Below are 16,745 nucleotides of genomic sequence, written 5' to 3'. Positions count from 1 at the left end.
GCATGCGCGAGGCGCTGCGGGGGCTCACCACCCGGGGCCGTAGCTTCCTGGCCGCCGCCGCAGCGGCCCTCATCGCGTCGTTCATCCTCGGCGAGCGGGACCTGCTGCGCGTCGCGGTGCTGCTCGCGGCGCTGCCGCTGCTGTCGGCCGCCTACGTCGGGCGCACCCGGTACCGGTTGTCGTGCAGCCGTACCCTCGACCCGCACCGGGTCCAGGTCGGCGCCAGCGCCCGGGTGATCCTGCGCCTGCAGAACCTGTCCCGCCTGCCCACCGGCACGATGCTGCTGGAGGACCGGCTGCCGTACGCGCTGGGCAGCCGCCCCCGGCTGGTGCTGGAGAAGCTCGGCGCGCACCAGGCCAGCTCCGTGGCGTACACGGTCCGCGCCGACGTCCGCGGCCGGTACGAGGTGGGCCCGCTCGTCGTGCGCCTCACCGACCCGTTCGGGCTGTGCGAGCTGACCAGGGCCTTCCCGTCCGTGGACCGGCTCACCGTCATCCCGCAGGTGGTGCCGCTGCCGTCGGTGCGCCTCGCCGGCGAGTTCGCCGGGTCCGGGGAGAGCCGGGCCCGGTCCGTGGCCGTGCACGGCGAGGACGACGCCGCGACCCGCGAGTACCGCTACGGCGACGACCTGCGCCGGGTCCACTGGCGCTCCACCGCCCGCACCGGCGAGCTCATGGTGCGCCGCGAGGAGCAGCCGTGGGAGAGCCGGGCGACGGTCGTGCTGGACACCCGCTCGACCGCGCACCGCGGGGAGGGCCCGACCGCCAGCTTCGAGTGGGCGGTGTCGGCGGCCGCGAGCGTCGCGGTGCACCTGCGGCACGCCGGGTACAAGATGCGCCTGGTCACCGACGGCGGGGTCGACGTCGACGCGACCGAGATCGACGGTGACGGCCCGCTGCTCGACCAGCTCGCCGACGTGCGACTGGCCCAGCGCGGCGACATCGGCACCCTCATCGACCGGGTCCGCCGCCGCAGCGACGGCGGCCTGATCATCGGCATCTTCGGGCTGCTGTCGTCGGCGGAGGCGGAGCTGCTGGCCGGGTTCCGGTCCAACAACGCGACCTGCGTCGCGCTGTTCATCGACTCCTCGACGTGGCTCAACCTGCCGACCGCGGCCCGGGAGGAGGCCGACAAGGCCCACGGCGTCGCCTCGCTCGCGCTGCTGCGCAGCGGCTGGCGGGTCGTCGAGGTGCCGCACGGTGCGAAACTGCCCGCACTGTGGCCACAGGCCGGACGGGGGTCGCAGGGCTTCGCCTGGCGGGCCGCGTCGGCGGAGAGCGTCGCCGGAGGAGTGCGGTGAACCAGCGCAAGCACCTGACCCTGATCGCCGCCGGCGCGGCGTTCCTGTCGGCGTTGCCGCTCATCAACGTCTTCGAGGAGATCACCTGGGCGGTCCGGGCCTTCCTCGTCGTGGCCGCCATGTGCGGGGCGGCGCTGGTGGTGCGCAGCCTGCGCGCGCCGACGTGGGCGCCGACCGCCGCGATGGCCGTCGCCGCGCTGTTCGGGCTGACCTGGCTGTACCCGAGCTCCAGGGAGTTCCTCGGGATCATCCCGTCACCCGGCACGATCAAGCACTTCGGTTCGCTGCTGAGCACCGCGTCGACCGAGATGAGCGAGTTCGCCACCCCGGTCGGTGACCGGCCCGGGTTCCTGTTCCTGGCGACCCTCGGGGTCGCGGTCGTCGCGCTCATCGTCGACCTGTTCGCGGTCGTGCTGCGCCGGCCCGCCCTGGCCGGCCTGCCGATGCTCGCGATCTACTCGGTGCCGGTCACGGTGACCACGGAGAGCACGAACTGGTTCCCGTTCGCGCTCGGCGCCGTGGGCTTCCTGTGGCTGCTCGTCACCGACAACGTCGACCGGGTCCGCCGGTTCGGCCGCCGGTTCACCGGCGACGGCCGCGACGTCGACCTGTGGGAGCCGTCGCCCCTCGCCGCCGCCGGTCAGCGACTCGGTGCGGTGGGTGTCATCGCGGCGGTACTGCTGCCGCTCGTGCCGTTCGCGATGCCCGCCGGCGTGATCGACTCCATCGGCGCGGGTGCCGGCGGCGGTGGCGGGATCGGCCCCGGCGGCAAGAACGGCAAGCAGGTCAGCATGTTCGCCCTGCTGTCGGGCCAGCTGAACCGGGACAAGGCGTTCGACATGGTCAAGGTGACCAACGTCAGCAACGACCCGAACCCGTACTACCTGCGCTTCAACGTGCTGGAGGAGCTCACCAGCCGCGGCTTCAACGCCAAGCCGATCTCCGGCGGCCAGTCGGTCGGCTCCGGCCTGCCCGGCCCCGGCTGGGACCCGTCGGTGAAGACCGTCACCCACAAGGCCAGCATCGAGATCACCAACGAGCTCGCGATCTACTTCCTGCCGATCTACACCTGGCCGACGAAGCTGGAGAAGATCGACAACAGCTGGTCGTTCGACCGCAACACCGCCGTCGTGTACTCCAGCAAGCAGACCACGGCGAAGAAGAAGTACACGGTCGAGTACACCCGGCCCGAGATCTCCCCCGACGACCTGCGCAAGGCCGCCCCGGTGAAGGAGAGCGACCCTGCGCTGCGCGGCACGATGACCGCGCCGCAGAACACCGTCGTCAAGGAGAAGGTCGCCGAGCTGACCAAGGGCAAGACCACCCAGTACGACAAGGTCAAGGCCATCTTCGAGTACTTCTCGCAGGCCAACGGCTTCGTCTACGACACCAGCACCGGCGCCGACACCAGCGGCACCGGCATCGCCGACTTCCTGCGCAACAAGCGCGGCTACTGCGCCCAGTACGCGGCCGCCTTCGGCTGGCTGCTGCGCGAGGCGAAGATCCCGTCGCGGGTCGCGTTCGGCTTCGCCCGCGGCGGCACCCGCAAGGACCAGACGATGACGCTGACGAACTTCAACCTGCACGCCTGGACCGAGGTGTACTTCCCCGGCTACGGCTGGCTGCCGTTCGACGCGACCCCGTCGCAGGCGATCGGCGGTTCGGTGTCCACGTCGTACCTGCCGAGCGCGACCAGCGACACGATCGACCCGGCGGACGAGAACCTGCGCAACCGCCCGAACCCGAACGAGAGCACCGACGCCCAGGCCGGCGCCGTCACCGACCCCGGCAACAACCCCGGCAACACCGCCGGCACCGGCGGCACCACCGAGGACGGCACGACCCTCATCCTGCTCGCCTCGATCGGCGCCTGGACGCTCGCGGGCCTGCTGCTGGCCGGCCTGCTGCTGTCCCCGGCCCTCACCCGCGGCCGGACCCGCCGCAACCGCCTGCGGGCCGCCGGCCTCGCCGCGAACGCCGCCCCGGACTTCGGCGCCGGCCCCGCCCCGGACGGCGCCCCACCGGGCGTCATGGTGCTCCTCGCCGACGACGGCACGGCCCGCTCCAACGCCCACCACGCCTGGGACGAGCTCATCGACACGATGGTCGACTACCACGTGCCGACCGACGACGCCGAGACGCCCAGGGCCACCGTCACCCGCCTGGTCACCAAGGAACGCCTCCGGGACCGGGCCGAGCAGGGGGTCCGCCTGCTCAGCACGGTCGAGGAGCACGCCAGGTACGCCCGCCACCCCCTCACCGGCGGCGAGCTGCGCAACGCGGTCGACGAGGTCCGGTCGGCGTTCGCCGCCCGCTCCAGCCGCAAGACCCGCATCCTGGCCGTCATCCTGCCCCCGTCGGTCCTGCGCCGCTGGCGCGCGGCCACCTCCCAACGCGCCAGCGCCGCCTCCCAGTGGCTCGGCCGCGGCTGGGACTCCGTGATGCGCGCCATCAGCGTCCGCCGCTTCGTCGCCCGCCGCGCCGACCGCTGACCCGCCTGTGCCAGGTGACCTTGGACGACGCGGCCCGCGCCGCTTCGCCCAAGGTCACCGGCGTGTCGGGACCTGGTTCGCTCGGGCGGACACTTCACCCCGCAATCCACGCCGGGGGTGACGTCCCCATGGCGGTGGTCCACAGGTCAGCGCCGATGCGTCGCGGGTGCGCCAGGGGTGGCCCCGGCGGCAGTCGCGGTCGTCATGAAAGGCCGACGGCATCGTCCGTCCCGGCGTGGAACAGGGCCGGCGGGGGGCGGCAGGTCCAGACGGGTGCCGGTCCAGACGGGTGCCGGTCCAGGCGGGTCATCGCGGGCCCTCACGCGGGCAAGGCGGCGGCCTCGACGAAACGCGGGCGGGACGGCGGGCTCAGGTCCAAGTGTGAGGGCTAGCCCGGGCGGGTGACCGCACGTCCTGACACGTGGGTGGCGTCCCGGGCACTGCGCAGGCCCGCGGCCTCCTCGCCGGCGGGCCGGGGTCTCCCCCACGCGGGACCGGCTGGGCTTCCCCAGACGGCGCGGCGTCCCCGGCGCGGTTGTGTTCCCCGGCGGACTGGCTGGGGCTCTGACACAGCGCGGTGTCTCCCGGCAGGCGCGGCGTCCCGTACGCGGGATTGGCTGGGCCTTCCCACACAGCGCGGCGCCTCCCGGGGCAGCTCCCGTCGTCTACCTGCTCGGCGCCTCCCAGCGGGGCCGGGGCCTCCCACACGGCGTGGCGTGTCCCGGCGCGGCTGGGTTCCCCGGCGGGGCCGGCTGGGGCTCTGACCCAGCACGGTGTCTCCCGGCACACGCGGTCTCTCTCGGCACACGCGGGCGTCTCCCGGCACGCGCGGTGTCTCCCTACGCGGGATTGGCTGGCCCCCAACACGGCGCGGCCTGTCCCGGAGCGTCGCCGCAACGGCGTCTACCTGTGCGGACGCGGGCAGACGGGATGGGCGCGTCGACAACGGGTGTCGGCGCGCCCTCGGTCGGCCTGGTTGGTCAGGCGTCGCCTTCTGGGCGGCGGCGCCAGCGTTCTTCCAGGCGGTCGACCAGGCCGGCTCTGCGTTGCCGGGTGCGGCGGGTGGCGGTGCCGCCGACGGCGTGCAGGTCGGTGCTCTGTCCACGGCGGTAAGCCTGGACGCCGAAGACGAGGGCGCCCAGCATGACGACGAAACCGCCGACGCCGAGGGGTGGGATTGAGATGGCGACGCCATAGACCAGTAGTGCCATGCCGGCCAGGAGGAGCACCGCGGCGGCGATCATCCGACGCTTGGCATGGAACCGCGGGTCGGTGGCACGCACCGCCGAGGCAAACTTGGGGTCCTCGGCTAGCGACCGCTCGATCTGCTCGAACAGCCGCTGCTCGTGTTCCGAGAGCGGCACGGCACTCCTCCCCGGTCGCGAAGGTCGACCCTGATGGACCGACAGTCCGGCACAGCCCGTCGGGCTGCGTACTGGCAAGTTTACGAGGGGCTCACCGGGTCGGAAAGCGGGACGATGGTCCGGCCGTGCCGATTTTCCGTCGAGTCGGGCTCTATCTGCCCCCATTGTGGCGCGTCGGTGGTCCTTCGGGGTGGTCGGGGGCCGGTGCGGCGCCGTTTCCGTCCTGGCGCATGCCGTCGCCGCGCAGGAGGCTGGCGGGCTGGACGAGGCCCTTGCCGAAGCGGGCGGCGACCGCGTCGGCGGCGCGCTCGGCGTCGCGCCAGCCGTGGTCGCGCTCACCGAGCGTCATCTGTCGTGGCGCTCCGTCGGCGGTGGTGAGGCCCTCGACGCGCACGCCGATGAGGCGGACGCGCTCGCCGGGGCGGGCGGCGGTGAACAGCGGCCAGGAGATCTCGAAGATCTCGCGGGCGACGTCGGTCGGCACGTCTACGGTGCGTGACCGGCTCAGCGTCTGGAAGTCCGCCAGTCTGATCTTGACGGAGACGGTCCGGCCGGCCTGGCCGGCGTGACGGAGGCGCTGGGCGACCTTGTTGGACAGGGCGAGCATCGTGCGTCGGATGATTGACAGGTCGCTCACGTCGACGTCGAACGTGGTCTCCGCGCCGATCGACTTCTCCACGTGGTCAGGAATCACCCGCCGGGGGTCCCTCGCCCAGGACAGCTCGTGCAGGTGGTGGGCGGCGGCGTCGCCGACGGCGGCGCGGAGCATGCCGAGCGGGGCGGCGGCGAGGTCGCCGACGGTCTTGAGGCCGAGCCGCTGGAGGGTCTCGGCGGTGCGGTCGCCGACGCCCCACAGCGCGCTGACCGGCAGCGGGTGCAGATACCGCAGGGCGCCCGCGGTCGGCACGACGACCATGCCGTCGGGCTTGGCGCGGGTCGAGCCGAGCTTGGCCATGAACTTGGTCGAGGCGACCCCGACGGAGCAGGTGAGCCGCTGCTCGGTGGCGACCCGGTGGCGGATCAGCGCGGCGATCCGCGCGGGGCGGCCCAGGAGCCGGCGGGCGCCGGCCACGTCGAGGAACGCCTCGTCGAGCGACAGCGGCTCCACCAGGGGCGTCACGTCGCGGAAGATGGCCATGACCGCGCGGGACGCCTCCGTGTACGCGGCGAAGTCGGGCGGCAGGAAGATGCCGTGCGGGCACAGCCGCTGCGCCCGGCTGCCGGGCATGGCGCTGTGCACGCCGAACTTGCGGGCCTCGTAGCTGGCGGCGGACACGACGCCGCGCGGGCCGGCGCCGCCGACGATGACGGGCTTGCCGCGCAGCTCCGGGCGGCGACGGATCTCGACGGAGGCGTAGAACGCGTCCATGTCGACGTGCAGCACCGTGCAGCCGGTGTCGTCGGCGTCGGGGCCGAACTCCCCCGCGCCCGAACCGTCCCTCGGCACCGCCTGACTCCGCCCCATGCCCGCACCTTAGTCAGACCCCCCGACAAAATCGGGCCGTACACGTGAACGAATTGACGACAAGTTAGGTATGCCTCACCTTCGCTGGCATGGCCCTCCTCGCGTTGACGTCGCCGCTGGCGCCGGTCGTCGCGGCGGTCGAGGGGCTGCGGCTGCACCGTCCGGAGCTGGTGCGCTGCGTCGCGCCGGGGTTGATGACCGACGGGGGCGCCGCCTGGCGGCCGGGGACCGACCGGTGCGCGGTGGCGGTGCTGCTGGTCGCGGGCTGGACGCGGGCCCGGCGGGTGCCGCTGCCGGCGGAGGGTGAGACGTTCCTGAACTCCGCGGGGCAGCTCGGGCTGCGCCGGGCGCGGGTGGCGGTGCTCGGCGACGACCCGGTCGCGGGGGCGCCGGGGGTCGTGGTCGCCGGGACCCGGGAGGAGCTGCTCGGGATCGTGCTGGAGCACGCGCTGGACGCCGGCCCCGAGCTGGCGGCGACGATGCGCTGCCTCACCCGTACGGGGTGACGCGGCCCGACCGGAGCCCGGACCACGCGACGCACCGCAGACCGGGAGCCCGGACCACGCGACGCACCGCAGACCCGAAACCCGGACCACGCGGCGCACCGCAGACCGGAAACCCGGACCGCGGCCCGGACCCGAGCACCGGCCTACCTTCGCACCACCAGCAGCGGAATCTGCATCTCCGCCGCCGTGCTCGACCCGTGGAACGCCACCATCCGGGTGAACTTCGACGGCTCGTGCTCCGACGCCAGGATCACCCACCGCTCGTGGCAGATGACCACGACGTCGCCGACCCGCGCCAGGTGCTGCTGCGGGATCGGCCCGAACCAGCCCGCCGCCACCGCCTCGTCCCGGCTGAGCACGGTCGCGGCCCCGCCCAGGACGCCCTGCCAGGTGGCGATGACGTCGGCGCGGGCGCCGGGGATCGTGTGCAGGTAGCGCACCCGCGGCTCGCCGGCGACGACCGCGATCCCGGCCTGCAGCCGGCGGTCCTTGTCGAGGTCGAGGCGCCGGTCGGCGGGGACGTCGAGCTGGCCGTGGTCGGCGGTGACGACGAGCCCGGTGTTGGGCGGCAGCCCGTCGATGAGGCGGGTGAGGAGGCGGTCGGCGTTGCCGACGGCGGTGCGCCACTCGCCGGTGCCGATGCCGTGGTCGTGGCCGGCCCGGTCGACGTCGGGCAGGTAGCCGTACACCAGGCGGGACGTGGACAGCGCGGCGAGCATCGCGGTGGCGACCTCGTCGGCGACGACCCCGGCGCCGAAGCGGGCGCCCCGGTAGGCGGAGACGGACAGCCCGGTCCGCTCGAACAGCGGGTTGCTGACCACGGTCGGGGCGAGCCCCGCGTTGACGGCCCGGGTGAACGCGGTCGGCAGCGGCTGCCACTGCTGCGGGTCGGGCTGGCCGTCCCAGTGCAGGTGGTTGACGAGCTTGTCGGTGCCGGGCTGGTTGAGCACGATGCCGACGATGCCGTGGGCGCCGGGCGGCGCGCCGGTGCCGAGGGTGACGAGGCTGACCGGGGTCGTGGACGGGAAGCCGGCGGTGATCGACCGGGCGGTGCCGAGCCGGCCGCCGAGGACGTCGGTGAGGGTGGGCGCGTGCGGCGCGGCGACGCCGAGCTGGTGCCAGCCGAGGCCGTCGAGCAGCAGCACGGCGACCCGGTCGACGCCGGCGAGGGCGGCGCCGAGACCGAGGGCGTCGCGCTCGTACGGCATCCCGAGCACGCTGAGCACGCTGGGCATGACCTCGGCGAGGCTGGCCTGCCCGTAGCGGGGTGCGACGGGGTCGAGCAGGCCCATCAGGACTTCCGGGCCAGCAGGTGCAGCTGGGTGGCAATGTCCCGGTAGGGCGGCGTGCCGGCGAGCGCCAGCTCGAACGCCTGCAGCGCCTCCGGCTCGCTCTCCGCGACGCTGCCGGGCACGAGGTCGGTGATGATCCGCACGCCGTGGATCTGCTCGACGGTGAACCCGCAGCCGGACAGCAGCGCGGTCGCGGTGTCGACGTCGTAGCGCCGGCTGAGCCGGTCGCGGCTGTCCCCGCGCCCGTCGGGGCTGGCCACGAGCAGCGACGCGGCGGCGAGGTGCCCGCCGATGGCCTTGGCGAGGACGGCGGCGGCGCGGTTGGCGACGACCACGCTGGCGACGCCGCCGGGGCGCAGGGTGGCGGCGAGCGCGCTGACGACCTTGTGCGGGTCGTCGACGACCTCCAGCATGCTGTGGCACAGCACCAGGTCGACGCTGCCGGGCGGGATGAGGTCGGCGAGTCCGTCGCCGTCGCCCTGCACGGCGGTGATCCGCTCGGCGACACCGGCCTCGGCGGCCCGCCGGGTGAGCGCGGCCAGGGCGTCGGGGCTCGGGTCGACGACGGTGACGGCGTGCCCGGCGCGGGCGAGCGGCACGGCGAACCCGCCGGTGCCGCCGCCGACGTCGAGGGCGGTCAGGGGGTGGTCGGCCGCGGCGATCTCGCGACGCAGGACCTGCCAGACCACCGCGGTGCGTGGCGACGCCACTGAGGACTCCACCCCACCGACCTTAGTACCCCGCTACGACACGACGGGGAGGTACACCTGCCCGCCGGACGACGCGAACTCCGCCGACTTCGCCTCCATGCCGAGCGCCGCGTACTCGTGCAGATCCTGGCTGATCTTCATGGAGCAGAACTTGGGGCCGCACATGGAGCAGAAGTGGGCGGTCTTCGCGGGCTGCGCCGGCAGGGTCTCGTCGTGGTACGCGCGGGCGGTGTCCGGGTCCATGGCGAGGTTGAACTGGTCCTCCCAGCGGAACTCGAACCGCGCCTTGGACAGCGCGTCGTCCCACGCCTGCGCGCCCGGGTGGCCCTTGGCCAGGTCGGCGGCGTGCGCGGCGATCTTGTAGGCGATGACGCCGGCCTTGACGTCGTCGCGGTTGGGCAGCCCGAGGTGCTCCTTCGGCGTCACGTAGCAGAGCATCGCCGTGCCGTACATGGCGATCATGGCCGCGCCGATCGCGCTGGTGATGTGGTCGTACGCGGGCGCCACGTCCGTGGTGAGCGGGCCGAGCGTGTAGAACGGCGCCTCGTGGCACCACTCCTTCTGCAGGTCCACGTTCTCCTTGATCTTGTGCATGGGCACGTGCCCCGGGCCCTCGATCATGACCTGCACGTCGTGCTCCCACGCGATCTTCGTCAGCTCGCCGAGCGTGCGCAGCTCCGCCAGCTGCGCCTCGTCGTTGGCGTCGGCGATCGAGCCGGGCCGCAGCCCGTCGCCGAGGGAGAACGCGACGTCGTACCGGGCGAAGATCTCGCACAGCTCGGCGAAGTGGGTGTAGAGGAAGTTCTCCTCGTGCCGGGCCAGGCACCACGCGGCCATGATCGACCCGCCGCGCGACACGATGCCGGTGACCCGCCCGACGGTCATCGGCACGTACCGCAGCAGCACCCCGGCGTGCACGGTCATGTAGTCGACGCCCTGCTCGGCCTGCTCGACGATGGTGTCGCGGTACGCCTCCCAGGTCAGTTTCAGCGGGTCGCCGCCGACCTTCTCCAGCGCCTGGTAGATCGGCACGGTCCCGATCGGCACCGGCGAGTTGCGCACGATCGCCTCGCGGGTGGCGTGGATGTGCTTGCCGGTGGACAGGTCCATGACGGTGTCGGCGCCCCACCGGGTCGCCCAGGTGAGCTTGGCGACCTCCTCCTGCACGCCGGAGGAGACCGCGGACGTGCCGATGTTGGCGTTGACCTTGACCAGGAAGCGGCTGCCGATGACCATCGGCTCGCTCTCCGGGTGGTTGACGTTGTTCGGCAGGATCGCCCGGCCGGCGGCGATCTCCTCGCGCACGACCGACGGCTCGACGCCCTCGCGGATCGCGGCGAACTCCATCTCCGGGGTCACGATCCCCTGCCGCGCGTAGTACAGCTGGGTCCGTTCGACGCCGCGTTCGGCGATCCACGGCGCGCGCAGCGGCGGCAGCCCGGTGGGCGGGTCGTTCAGGGGGCCGGAGGTGTCGTACAGGCGCACCGGCGGGTTGTCCCCGCTCAGCTCGACCTCGGCGAACGGCACGCGGATGTCGTCGCGGGACCCCTGGACGTGGACCTTGCGCTTCATGGCGATCCTTTCGTGGGCACGGCGAAGCCGGCACGCCACGGGCGCACCTGTTCGCGTTTCTGCGGCGGATGTACTAGGTGAGCTGGTCGAACGGGCCCCAGGCGAGGGGGCCGTGCCCGCCGCCGAGCCGCCAGTCGGACGATGCGGTCAGGGCCGCGTGCACGTACGCCTTGGCCCCGGCGAGGGCTTCGGCGACGGGCTGGCCGAGCGCGAGCCGGGCCGCGGTCGCCGCCGCGAACGTGCACCCGGTCCCGTGGTTGTTGGCCGTGTCGATCCACGGCGCGTGCAGCAGCTCGACGGTGCCGCCGGCCCAGACGACGTCGACGGCGTCACTGCTGCCGCGCAGGTGCCCGCCCTTCACCACGACGCAGCGGGGGCCGGTCGCGGCGAGGTCCTCGGCGGCCTTGACCGCGTCGTCGACGTCGGTGACGTCCCGGCCGAGCAGCACCGACGCCTCCCGCAGGTTGGGGGTGACGACGGCGGCGTGCGGGAAGAGCAGGTCCAGGTACGCCCGCTCGGCGTCGCGGGTGAAGAGCCGGTCGCCGGACGAGGCGACGAGCACCGGGTCGACGACGAGGCCGGGCAGGCGGGGCGCGTACCCGGCGACGAGGGCGACGGTCTGCGGCGTGGCGAGCATCCCGGTCTTCACCGCGGCGACGGGCAGGTCGGCGAGGACCGCGTCCAGCTGCGCCCCCACGAACCCCGGGTCGACCGTGGAGATGTCCTTGACCCCGACGGTGTTCTGCGCGGTCAGCGCCGTGATCACGCTGGTGCCGAAGACCCGGTGCGCGGCGAACGTCTTCAGGTCCGCCTGGATCCCGGCACCCCCGCCGGAGTCGGAACCGGCGATCGTCAGCGCGACGACAGGGTTCATACGGTCATCAGCTCCTTGACGAACCGGGCGGGGTCCTCGGCGCGCATGACGGCGCCCATGACCGCGACCCCGGTGGCGCCCTCGTCGAGGCAGTCCCGGACCCGCCCCGGTGTGTCGACGCCGCCCAGGGCGTACACGGGCAGCAGCGGGACGACCCGGGTCATCCTGGACAGGGCGGCCAGCCCCAGCGGCGGTCCGTAGCCGGGCTTGGAGCGGGTCGGGTAGATCGGTGACAGGGTCGCGAACCCCACCCCGGCGGCGTCCGCCGCGACGAGCTCGTCGAGGCCGTGACACTTGTGGAACGCGGTCGTGTCCTCGGCCAGCACCAGGCGGCCCTTGACCCCGTCGAGCATGACCCGCAGCCGGTCGGCGAGGTCCGCCCGCCGCCCCGCCGGCAGGTCCCGCTCGCCGAGGACGACCAGCCGCACACCCCCGTCGATCGCGCGGTTGACCACCTCGTCCAGTGGCCGGTGCGCCTGCCGCCGGTCGGTGAACAGCACCAGTCGGGTCACCATGGCAGCCCTCCCGTCGGGCTCGAGGCGGTCGCGTACAGGCGGCGCGGGATCCTGCCGGCGGCGTGGGCGAGCCGGCCGGCCTCGACGGCGAGCCGCATCGCCGCCGCCATCCGCTCGGGGTGCTCGGCGCGGGTCACCGCGGACGCGAGCAGCACCCCGTCGCAGCCGAGCTCCATCGCGAGGGCGGCGTCGGACGCGGTGCCGAGCCCGGCGTCGAGGATCACCGGCACCGACACCTTCTGCCGGATGAGGGCGATGTTGTGCGGGTTGCGGATGCCCAGCCCGGAGCCGATCGGCGCGCCGAGCGGCATGACGGCCGCGCACCCGGCGTCGGCGAGGCGCTGCGCGACGATGGGGTCGTCGCCGGTGTACGGCAGCACCGTGAACCCGTCCTCGACGAGCCGCTCCGCGGCGGTCACCAGCTCGACCGCGTCGGGCAGCAGCGTCTCCTCGTCGCCGATCACCTCCAGCTTCACCCAGCTCGTGGCGAACGCCTCGCGGGCCAGGTGGGCGAGCTTCACCGCCTCGGTCGCGGTGTAGCAGCCGGCGGTGTTGGGCAGCAGGCGCACCCCGCACCGCTCCACGACGTCCAGCAGCGACGGCGCGCCCGGGTCGAGCCGGCGCAGCGCGACGGTGACGAGGCCGGTGCCGCTGGCCCTGATCGCCGCCTCGAGCGCGGCGTGGCTCCTGGCGCCGCCGGTGCCGAGGATCAGCCGCGACGGCAGCACCTCCCCGGCGATCGTGAGCGCGTCCACCGGCGCCGCGTCGTCGGTCTTCGCGGCCGGCGGCGCGTGCGGTGTCCCGGTCGCCGCCCCGGCCGGCGTTGCGTGCGGCGCGGCGTGCGGTGCCCCGGCGTGCGGTGCGGCGGTCAGCGTCGCGTGCGGCGTGGCGCCGCTGCCCTGGTCAGCCACCCTGGACCGCCGTGAGCACCTCGACCGTGTCACCGTCGGCGGGCCGGGTGTCGGCCCACCGGGCGCGGGGCACCACGGCCCCGTTGAGCGCGACGGCGATCCCGCGCGGGTCGGCGACCCCGGCGAGGCCCACGACCACGTCGGCGATGGTGGCGGTGTCGGCGACGTCGGCGGCGACGGCGTTGACCACGAGCTGCATACGGCTCACTCCTGACTCCCTGCGCCGGCATGATCCGGATCAGGTTCGACGGTCGGGGGCTGACAGCCCCCCTCTCAGCCCGGTCACACCGGACTCCCGTGGGGTACGCGCTGAGGGTAACCCCGCCGCAGTCCTCAGGTAAAGCGGCTCACCCCGTACCCGCTCACGTCAACGTCGGTCGATCCCCTGGTGACGAGGTCGGCGACGGCGTGCGCGGTGACCGGCGCGAGGAGCACCCCGTTGCGGTAGTGGCCGCCGGCGACGTACACGTTGCCGTGCAGGTGCCCGAGGACCGGGGCGTTGTCGGGGGTGCCGGGCCGCAGCCCCGCGAGGGTCTCGGCGAGGGCCAGCTCGGCGACGCCGGGCAGCAGGTCCGCCGCGGGTCGCAGCAGGTCGAGCACCCCACCCGCGGTCACCGTCGTGTCGGCGCCGCGCTCCTCCTCGCTCGCCCCGACGACCAGCTCACCGTCGGCGCGGGGCACCAGGTACACGTGCCGGCCGAGCGCGACGCCCCGTACGACGTGCGTGAGCAGCGGCTCGGGCCCCCGCAGCCGCAGCAGCTGGCCCTTCACCGGCCGCACCGGCAACCCGGCCACCGCGGCCAGCCCGCACCCGTTGGCGACGATGATCACATCGTCCCGGAGGCTGGACAGGTCGGTGACGTCGCGGGCCTCGTGCCGCACCGGCAGGCTCCGCAGCGCGGCCAGCAGCAGCCGCGGGTCCACCTGGTGGTCCCCGGCGGCGAGGGCCCCGCCGCGGACCCGCGGGCTCAGCAGCGGCTCCAGCTCCCGCAGCCGGCGGCCGGTGAGCGGCTCGATCGGGGTGCCCGCCCGCCGGTAGTAGTCGACGAGCCGGCGCACCTCGGCCAGGTCGTCGTCGGTGAGCGCCACGAGCAGCGTGCCGTCCGTCCGGTACCCGAGCGGCATCCCCGTCGCGGCGGCGAGCCCGGCGGCGAACGCGGGCCAGCGCCGCATCGACTCGAGCATCAACTCCTGCAGCGCCTCCTCCCCGAAGCCCGCCTCGGCGGTCGGCGCCAGCATCCCCGCGGCGACCCGTCCCGCGCTCCGGCCGGGGTCGGCGTCGTACACGGTGACCTGCGCCCCGCGGCGCAGCAGCTCCCACGCGACGGAGAGTCCGATGACCCCACCGCCGACGATCCCGACCTTCACGCCACCCCTCCCACGGTCGCCGCCTCCCCGGATGTATCCAGGCGCAAGCGCCCGGATACATCCGACATTTCGTATTTGTCAACTGGAGGGTGGTGGGGCCGGTGGGACGCCGAACGGTGCTGCGCTGGGCGGGGACCCGCTCCGGGGTGACGCACCGCGAGGCGACGGGCGGCGCCGTGGCGGTCCAGGCAGCGGCCGGACAGGCGAGGGCGCGCGCCACGGGAGGACACCGGCGAGTGCGCGCCACGGAAGGACACGGGCGGGTGCGCGCCACGGAAGGACACGGGCGGGTGCGCGCCACGGAAGGACACCGGCGGGTACGCGCCACGGAAGGACACCGGCGGGTACGCGCCACGGAAGGACACCGGCGGGTACGCGCCAGGGGCGGACACCGGCAGATGCTCCTGGAGCGGGTTGCGGCCGGCGTCAGGGCGTGGCGGGAAGGCGGCACGGCCCGTCCGACCGGACGTGAGCAGCGCCACCGCGGAGTAGGCGGTCGCGCCGGCCGCCCTCGTCGCCCCGGCGGCCCGCATCTCACCCGCCGCCCTCATCGGGCCGGCTCCGGAGGCGCCGCGGCCAGGACCGCCGCGAAGCCGGCCGCGGCCGCGGCCGGATCAGGGGCGCCGCTCATCGCGCCCACCACGGCGACCGCGTGGGCGCCGGCGGCGAACAGCTCCGCCGCCCGCGCGGGGGTGACGCCGCCGATCGCGACCACCGGCACCTCGACCGCCGACACCACGGCGCCCACCCCGGCCGGGCCGATCGCGTCGGGCAGGCCGGTCTTCGTGGTCGTCGCGTACGCCGGGCCGACGCCCAGGTACGTGGCGCCGTCGGCGACCGCCCGCCGGGCCGTCACCGGGTCGCGGGCGGTGGCGCCGAGGATCGCGTGCGGGCCCAGGACGCGGCGGGCCGCGGCGACGGGCAGGTCGTCCGCGCCGACGTGCGCGCCGTCGGCGCCGGCGGCGAGGGCCACGTGCAGACGGTCGTTGACCAGGCAGGTCGCGCCGGCGGCGCGGCACAGGGCGAGGACGCGGACGGTCAGCTCGTACGCCTCCCGGTCGGTGACGGCGTCCTCCGGGCGGACCTGCACGACGCCGAACCCGGCGGCGAGGGCGTGTCCGACCACGCCGAGCACGTCCCGCCCGGGGCGGGTGTCAGTGACGAGATGCAGTCGTCCGAGGGTGTGCACCGAGATAGCTTTTCAGACATGAAGCAGGTGCGACTTGGCCGGACCGGGCTGAAGGTCTCCGAGATCTGTCTCGGCATGATGAGCTACGGCGATCCCGCGTGGCGTGACTGGGTGCTCGACGAGGAGGCCGCGGACCCGTTCGTGCGGCGCGCCGTCGAGGCCGGGATCACGTTCTTCGACACCGCCGACGTCTACTCCCTCGGCGCCAGCGAGACCGTCACGGGGCGGCTGCTGGCGAAGTACTTCCCGCGGCGCGACGACTACGTGCTGGCGACGAAGGTGTACAGCGTGATGAGCGACCGGCCGAACGACTCCGGGCTGTCGCGCAAGCACATCCTCGCCGGCATCGACAACTCGCTGCGGCGGCTCGGCGTCGACCACGTCGACCTGTACCAGATCCACCGCTTCGACCCGGACACCCCGGTCGAGGAGACGATGGAGGCGCTGCACGACGTGGTGCGGGCCGGCAAGGCCCGGTACATCGGCGCGTCCAGCATGTACGCGTGGCAGTTCGCGAAGCTGCAGCACACGGCCAGGGCGCACGGCTGGACCGAGTTCGTGTCGATGCAGAACCACTACAACCTGGTGTACCGGGAGGAGGAGCGGGAGATGCTGCCGCTCTGCGCCGACCAGGGCATCGGTGTCATCCCGTGGAGCCCGCTCGCCCGCGGGCTGCTCGCCGGGAACCGGGGCCGGGGTGGTGAGCGGCGCACGACGCGGGCCGCGAGCGACGCGTTCAGCTCCATGTACACCGACGACGACTTCGCCGTGGTCGACGTCAACGCCGAGGTGGCCGGCGAGCGCGGGGTCGCCCCGGCGCAGGTGGCGCTCGCGTGGCTGCTGTCCAGGCCGGTGGTGACGGCGCCGATCGTCGGCGCGACGAAGCTGTCGCACCTGGAGGACGCGATCGCCGCGACCGAGCTGACGCTGGACGACAAGGAGATCGAGCGTCTCGAGGCGCCGTACGTGCCGCACCCGGTCCTCGGGCACTGAACACGGCGACGGCCGGCCCCTCGGGGCCGGCCGTCGCACCTGAAAGCGTTAGTTGGAGGCGACACCCAGCGCGGCGCTGCCACCGTCGGTGTGCAGCTGGGTGGTCTCGGCGAACGCGCTCTCCATGCGGGCCTGCAGCGCGTCGAGCTGGTCGTACTCCGAGGAGGTCTCGTGCTCCTCACCCTCGGCGGCG

At 74.1% G+C, this 16,745-nt stretch carries 15 protein-coding genes and 1 riboswitch; of the genes, 4 read left to right on the top strand and 11 right to left on the bottom strand.

Annotated elements, in window-relative coordinates; translation table 11 throughout:
* Positions 1-2 precede the first annotated feature (2 nt).
* Both OP18_RS00075 and OP18_RS00070 read left to right on the top strand, forming a co-directional pair.
* Positions 3-1,301: a DUF58 domain-containing protein gene (locus OP18_RS00075; RefSeq protein ID WP_033356578.1), complete on the top strand. Its 1,299-nt coding sequence runs from the start codon at positions 3-5 to the stop codon at positions 1,299-1,301.
* Positions 1,298-3,793: a transglutaminase TgpA family protein gene (locus OP18_RS00070; RefSeq protein ID WP_033356577.1), complete on the top strand. Its 2,496-nt coding sequence runs from the start codon at positions 1,298-1,300 to the stop codon at positions 3,791-3,793. The genes OP18_RS00075 and OP18_RS00070 overlap by 4 nt, the downstream gene beginning before the upstream one ends.
* A gap of 980 nt (positions 3,794-4,773) precedes the next feature.
* Here OP18_RS00070 and OP18_RS00065 read toward each other — a convergent pair.
* Entirely contained in the window at positions 4,774-5,157 is a 384-nt protein-coding gene (locus OP18_RS00065) for a DUF3040 domain-containing protein (protein ID WP_033356576.1), read from the bottom strand.
* 151 nt (positions 5,158-5,308) lie between these two features.
* On the bottom strand, positions 5,309-6,622 hold the full coding sequence (locus tag OP18_RS00060) for a DNA polymerase IV (RefSeq protein WP_081970099.1): 1,314 nt from the start codon (positions 6,620-6,622) through the stop codon (positions 5,309-5,311).
* A gap of 89 nt (positions 6,623-6,711) precedes the next feature.
* Here OP18_RS00060 and OP18_RS00055 point away from each other — a divergent pair, with 89 nt between their 5' ends.
* Complete coding sequence (locus OP18_RS00055) at positions 6,712-7,128, top strand: hypothetical protein (RefSeq protein WP_033356574.1); 417 nt, start codon at positions 6,712-6,714, stop codon at positions 7,126-7,128.
* A gap of 143 nt (positions 7,129-7,271) precedes the next feature.
* Here OP18_RS00055 and OP18_RS00050 read toward each other — a convergent pair whose 3' ends face one another.
* The 9 genes from OP18_RS00050 to thiE all read right to left on the bottom strand — a co-directional run bounded on the left by OP18_RS00050 (position 7,272) and on the right by thiE (position 15,559).
* Positions 7,272-8,420 carry an alkaline phosphatase family protein gene (locus tag OP18_RS00050; protein ID WP_052386004.1) on the bottom strand — a complete coding sequence of 383 codons (1,149 nt, stop codon included), beginning with the start codon at positions 8,418-8,420 and terminating at the stop codon, positions 7,272-7,274.
* Positions 8,420-9,142 carry a class I SAM-dependent methyltransferase gene (locus tag OP18_RS00045; protein WP_033356573.1) on the bottom strand — a complete coding sequence of 241 codons (723 nt, stop codon included), beginning with the start codon at positions 9,140-9,142 and terminating at the stop codon, positions 8,420-8,422. Before OP18_RS00045 ends, OP18_RS00050 begins: the two co-directional genes overlap by 1 nt.
* A 21-nt stretch (positions 9,143-9,163) precedes the next feature.
* A complete protein-coding gene (gene thiC / locus OP18_RS00040) occupies positions 9,164-10,708 on the bottom strand; it encodes a phosphomethylpyrimidine synthase ThiC (protein WP_279327114.1) in 1,545 nt (514 codons plus the stop codon).
* Positions 10,709-10,775: 67 nt separating this feature from the next.
* Positions 10,776-11,576, bottom strand: a complete 801-nt coding sequence (gene thiD / locus OP18_RS00035) for a bifunctional hydroxymethylpyrimidine kinase/phosphomethylpyrimidine kinase (protein ID WP_033356571.1) — start codon at positions 11,574-11,576, stop codon at positions 10,776-10,778.
* Entirely contained in the window at positions 11,573-12,091 is a 519-nt protein-coding gene (locus tag OP18_RS00030; protein ID WP_033356570.1) for a thiamine phosphate synthase, read from the bottom strand. The genes thiD and OP18_RS00030 overlap by 4 nt, the downstream gene beginning before the upstream one ends.
* Positions 12,085-12,846 (bottom strand): thiazole synthase, encoded by a 762-nt coding sequence (locus tag OP18_RS00025; RefSeq protein WP_033356905.1) that lies wholly within the window; start codon positions 12,844-12,846, stop codon positions 12,085-12,087. The genes OP18_RS00030 and OP18_RS00025 overlap by 7 nt, the downstream gene beginning before the upstream one ends.
* A 148-nt stretch (positions 12,847-12,994) precedes the next feature.
* A complete protein-coding gene (gene thiS, locus OP18_RS00020; protein WP_033356569.1) occupies positions 12,995-13,201 on the bottom strand; it encodes a sulfur carrier protein ThiS in 207 nt (68 codons plus the stop codon).
* Positions 13,200-13,310: riboswitch (TPP riboswitch) on the bottom strand. Its footprint overlaps the gene before it by 2 nt.
* Before the next feature lie 25 nt (positions 13,311-13,335).
* Positions 13,336-14,370, bottom strand: a complete 1,035-nt coding sequence (gene thiO, locus OP18_RS00015) for a glycine oxidase ThiO (RefSeq protein ID WP_052386003.1) — start codon at positions 14,368-14,370, stop codon at positions 13,336-13,338.
* A 547-nt stretch (positions 14,371-14,917) separates the two neighbouring features.
* Positions 14,918-15,559, bottom strand: coding sequence for a thiamine phosphate synthase (gene thiE, locus OP18_RS00010; RefSeq protein WP_033356568.1), 642 nt, complete (start codon positions 15,557-15,559; stop codon positions 14,918-14,920).
* Between the two features lie 18 nt (positions 15,560-15,577).
* Here thiE and OP18_RS00005 point away from each other — a divergent pair, with 18 nt between their 5' ends.
* Positions 15,578-16,552, top strand: coding sequence for an aldo/keto reductase (locus tag OP18_RS00005; protein WP_033356567.1), 975 nt, complete (start codon positions 15,578-15,580; stop codon positions 16,550-16,552).
* The last annotated feature ends 193 nt before the right edge of the window (positions 16,553-16,745 follow it).

The organism is Dactylosporangium aurantiacum, from assembly GCF_000716715.1.
In the GTDB taxonomy this organism is placed as follows: Bacteria; Actinomycetota; Actinomycetes; order Mycobacteriales; family Micromonosporaceae; genus Dactylosporangium; species Dactylosporangium aurantiacum.
The sequence above is the reverse complement of the archived record's forward strand: the minus strand, read 5'-3'. Positions and strand labels throughout refer to the sequence as shown.

What these genes read in the sequence shown, in the direction of transcription:
- OP18_RS00075 (WP_033356578.1), top strand. Translation starts at nt 3, where the DNA reads ATGCGCGAGGCGCTGCGGGGGCTCACCACCCGGGGCCGTAGCTTCCTG.
- OP18_RS00060 (WP_081970099.1), bottom strand. Translation starts at nt 6,622, where the DNA reads ATGGGGCGGAGTCAGGCGGTGCCGAGGGACGGTTCGGGCGCGGGGGAG.
- OP18_RS00055 (WP_033356574.1), top strand. Translation starts at nt 6,712, where the DNA reads ATGGCCCTCCTCGCGTTGACGTCGCCGCTGGCGCCGGTCGTCGCGGCG.
- OP18_RS00050 (WP_052386004.1), bottom strand. Translation starts at nt 8,420, where the DNA reads ATGGGCCTGCTCGACCCCGTCGCACCCCGCTACGGGCAGGCCAGCCTC.
- thiD (WP_033356571.1), bottom strand. Translation starts at nt 11,576, where the DNA reads ATGAACCCTGTCGTCGCGCTGACGATCGCCGGTTCCGACTCCGGCGGG.
- OP18_RS00030 (WP_033356570.1), bottom strand. Translation starts at nt 12,091, where the DNA reads ATGGTGACCCGACTGGTGCTGTTCACCGACCGGCGGCAGGCGCACCGG.
- thiS (WP_033356569.1), bottom strand. Translation starts at nt 13,201, where the DNA reads ATGCAGCTCGTGGTCAACGCCGTCGCCGCCGACGTCGCCGACACCGCC.
- OP18_RS00005 (WP_033356567.1), top strand. Translation starts at nt 15,578, where the DNA reads ATGAAGCAGGTGCGACTTGGCCGGACCGGGCTGAAGGTCTCCGAGATC.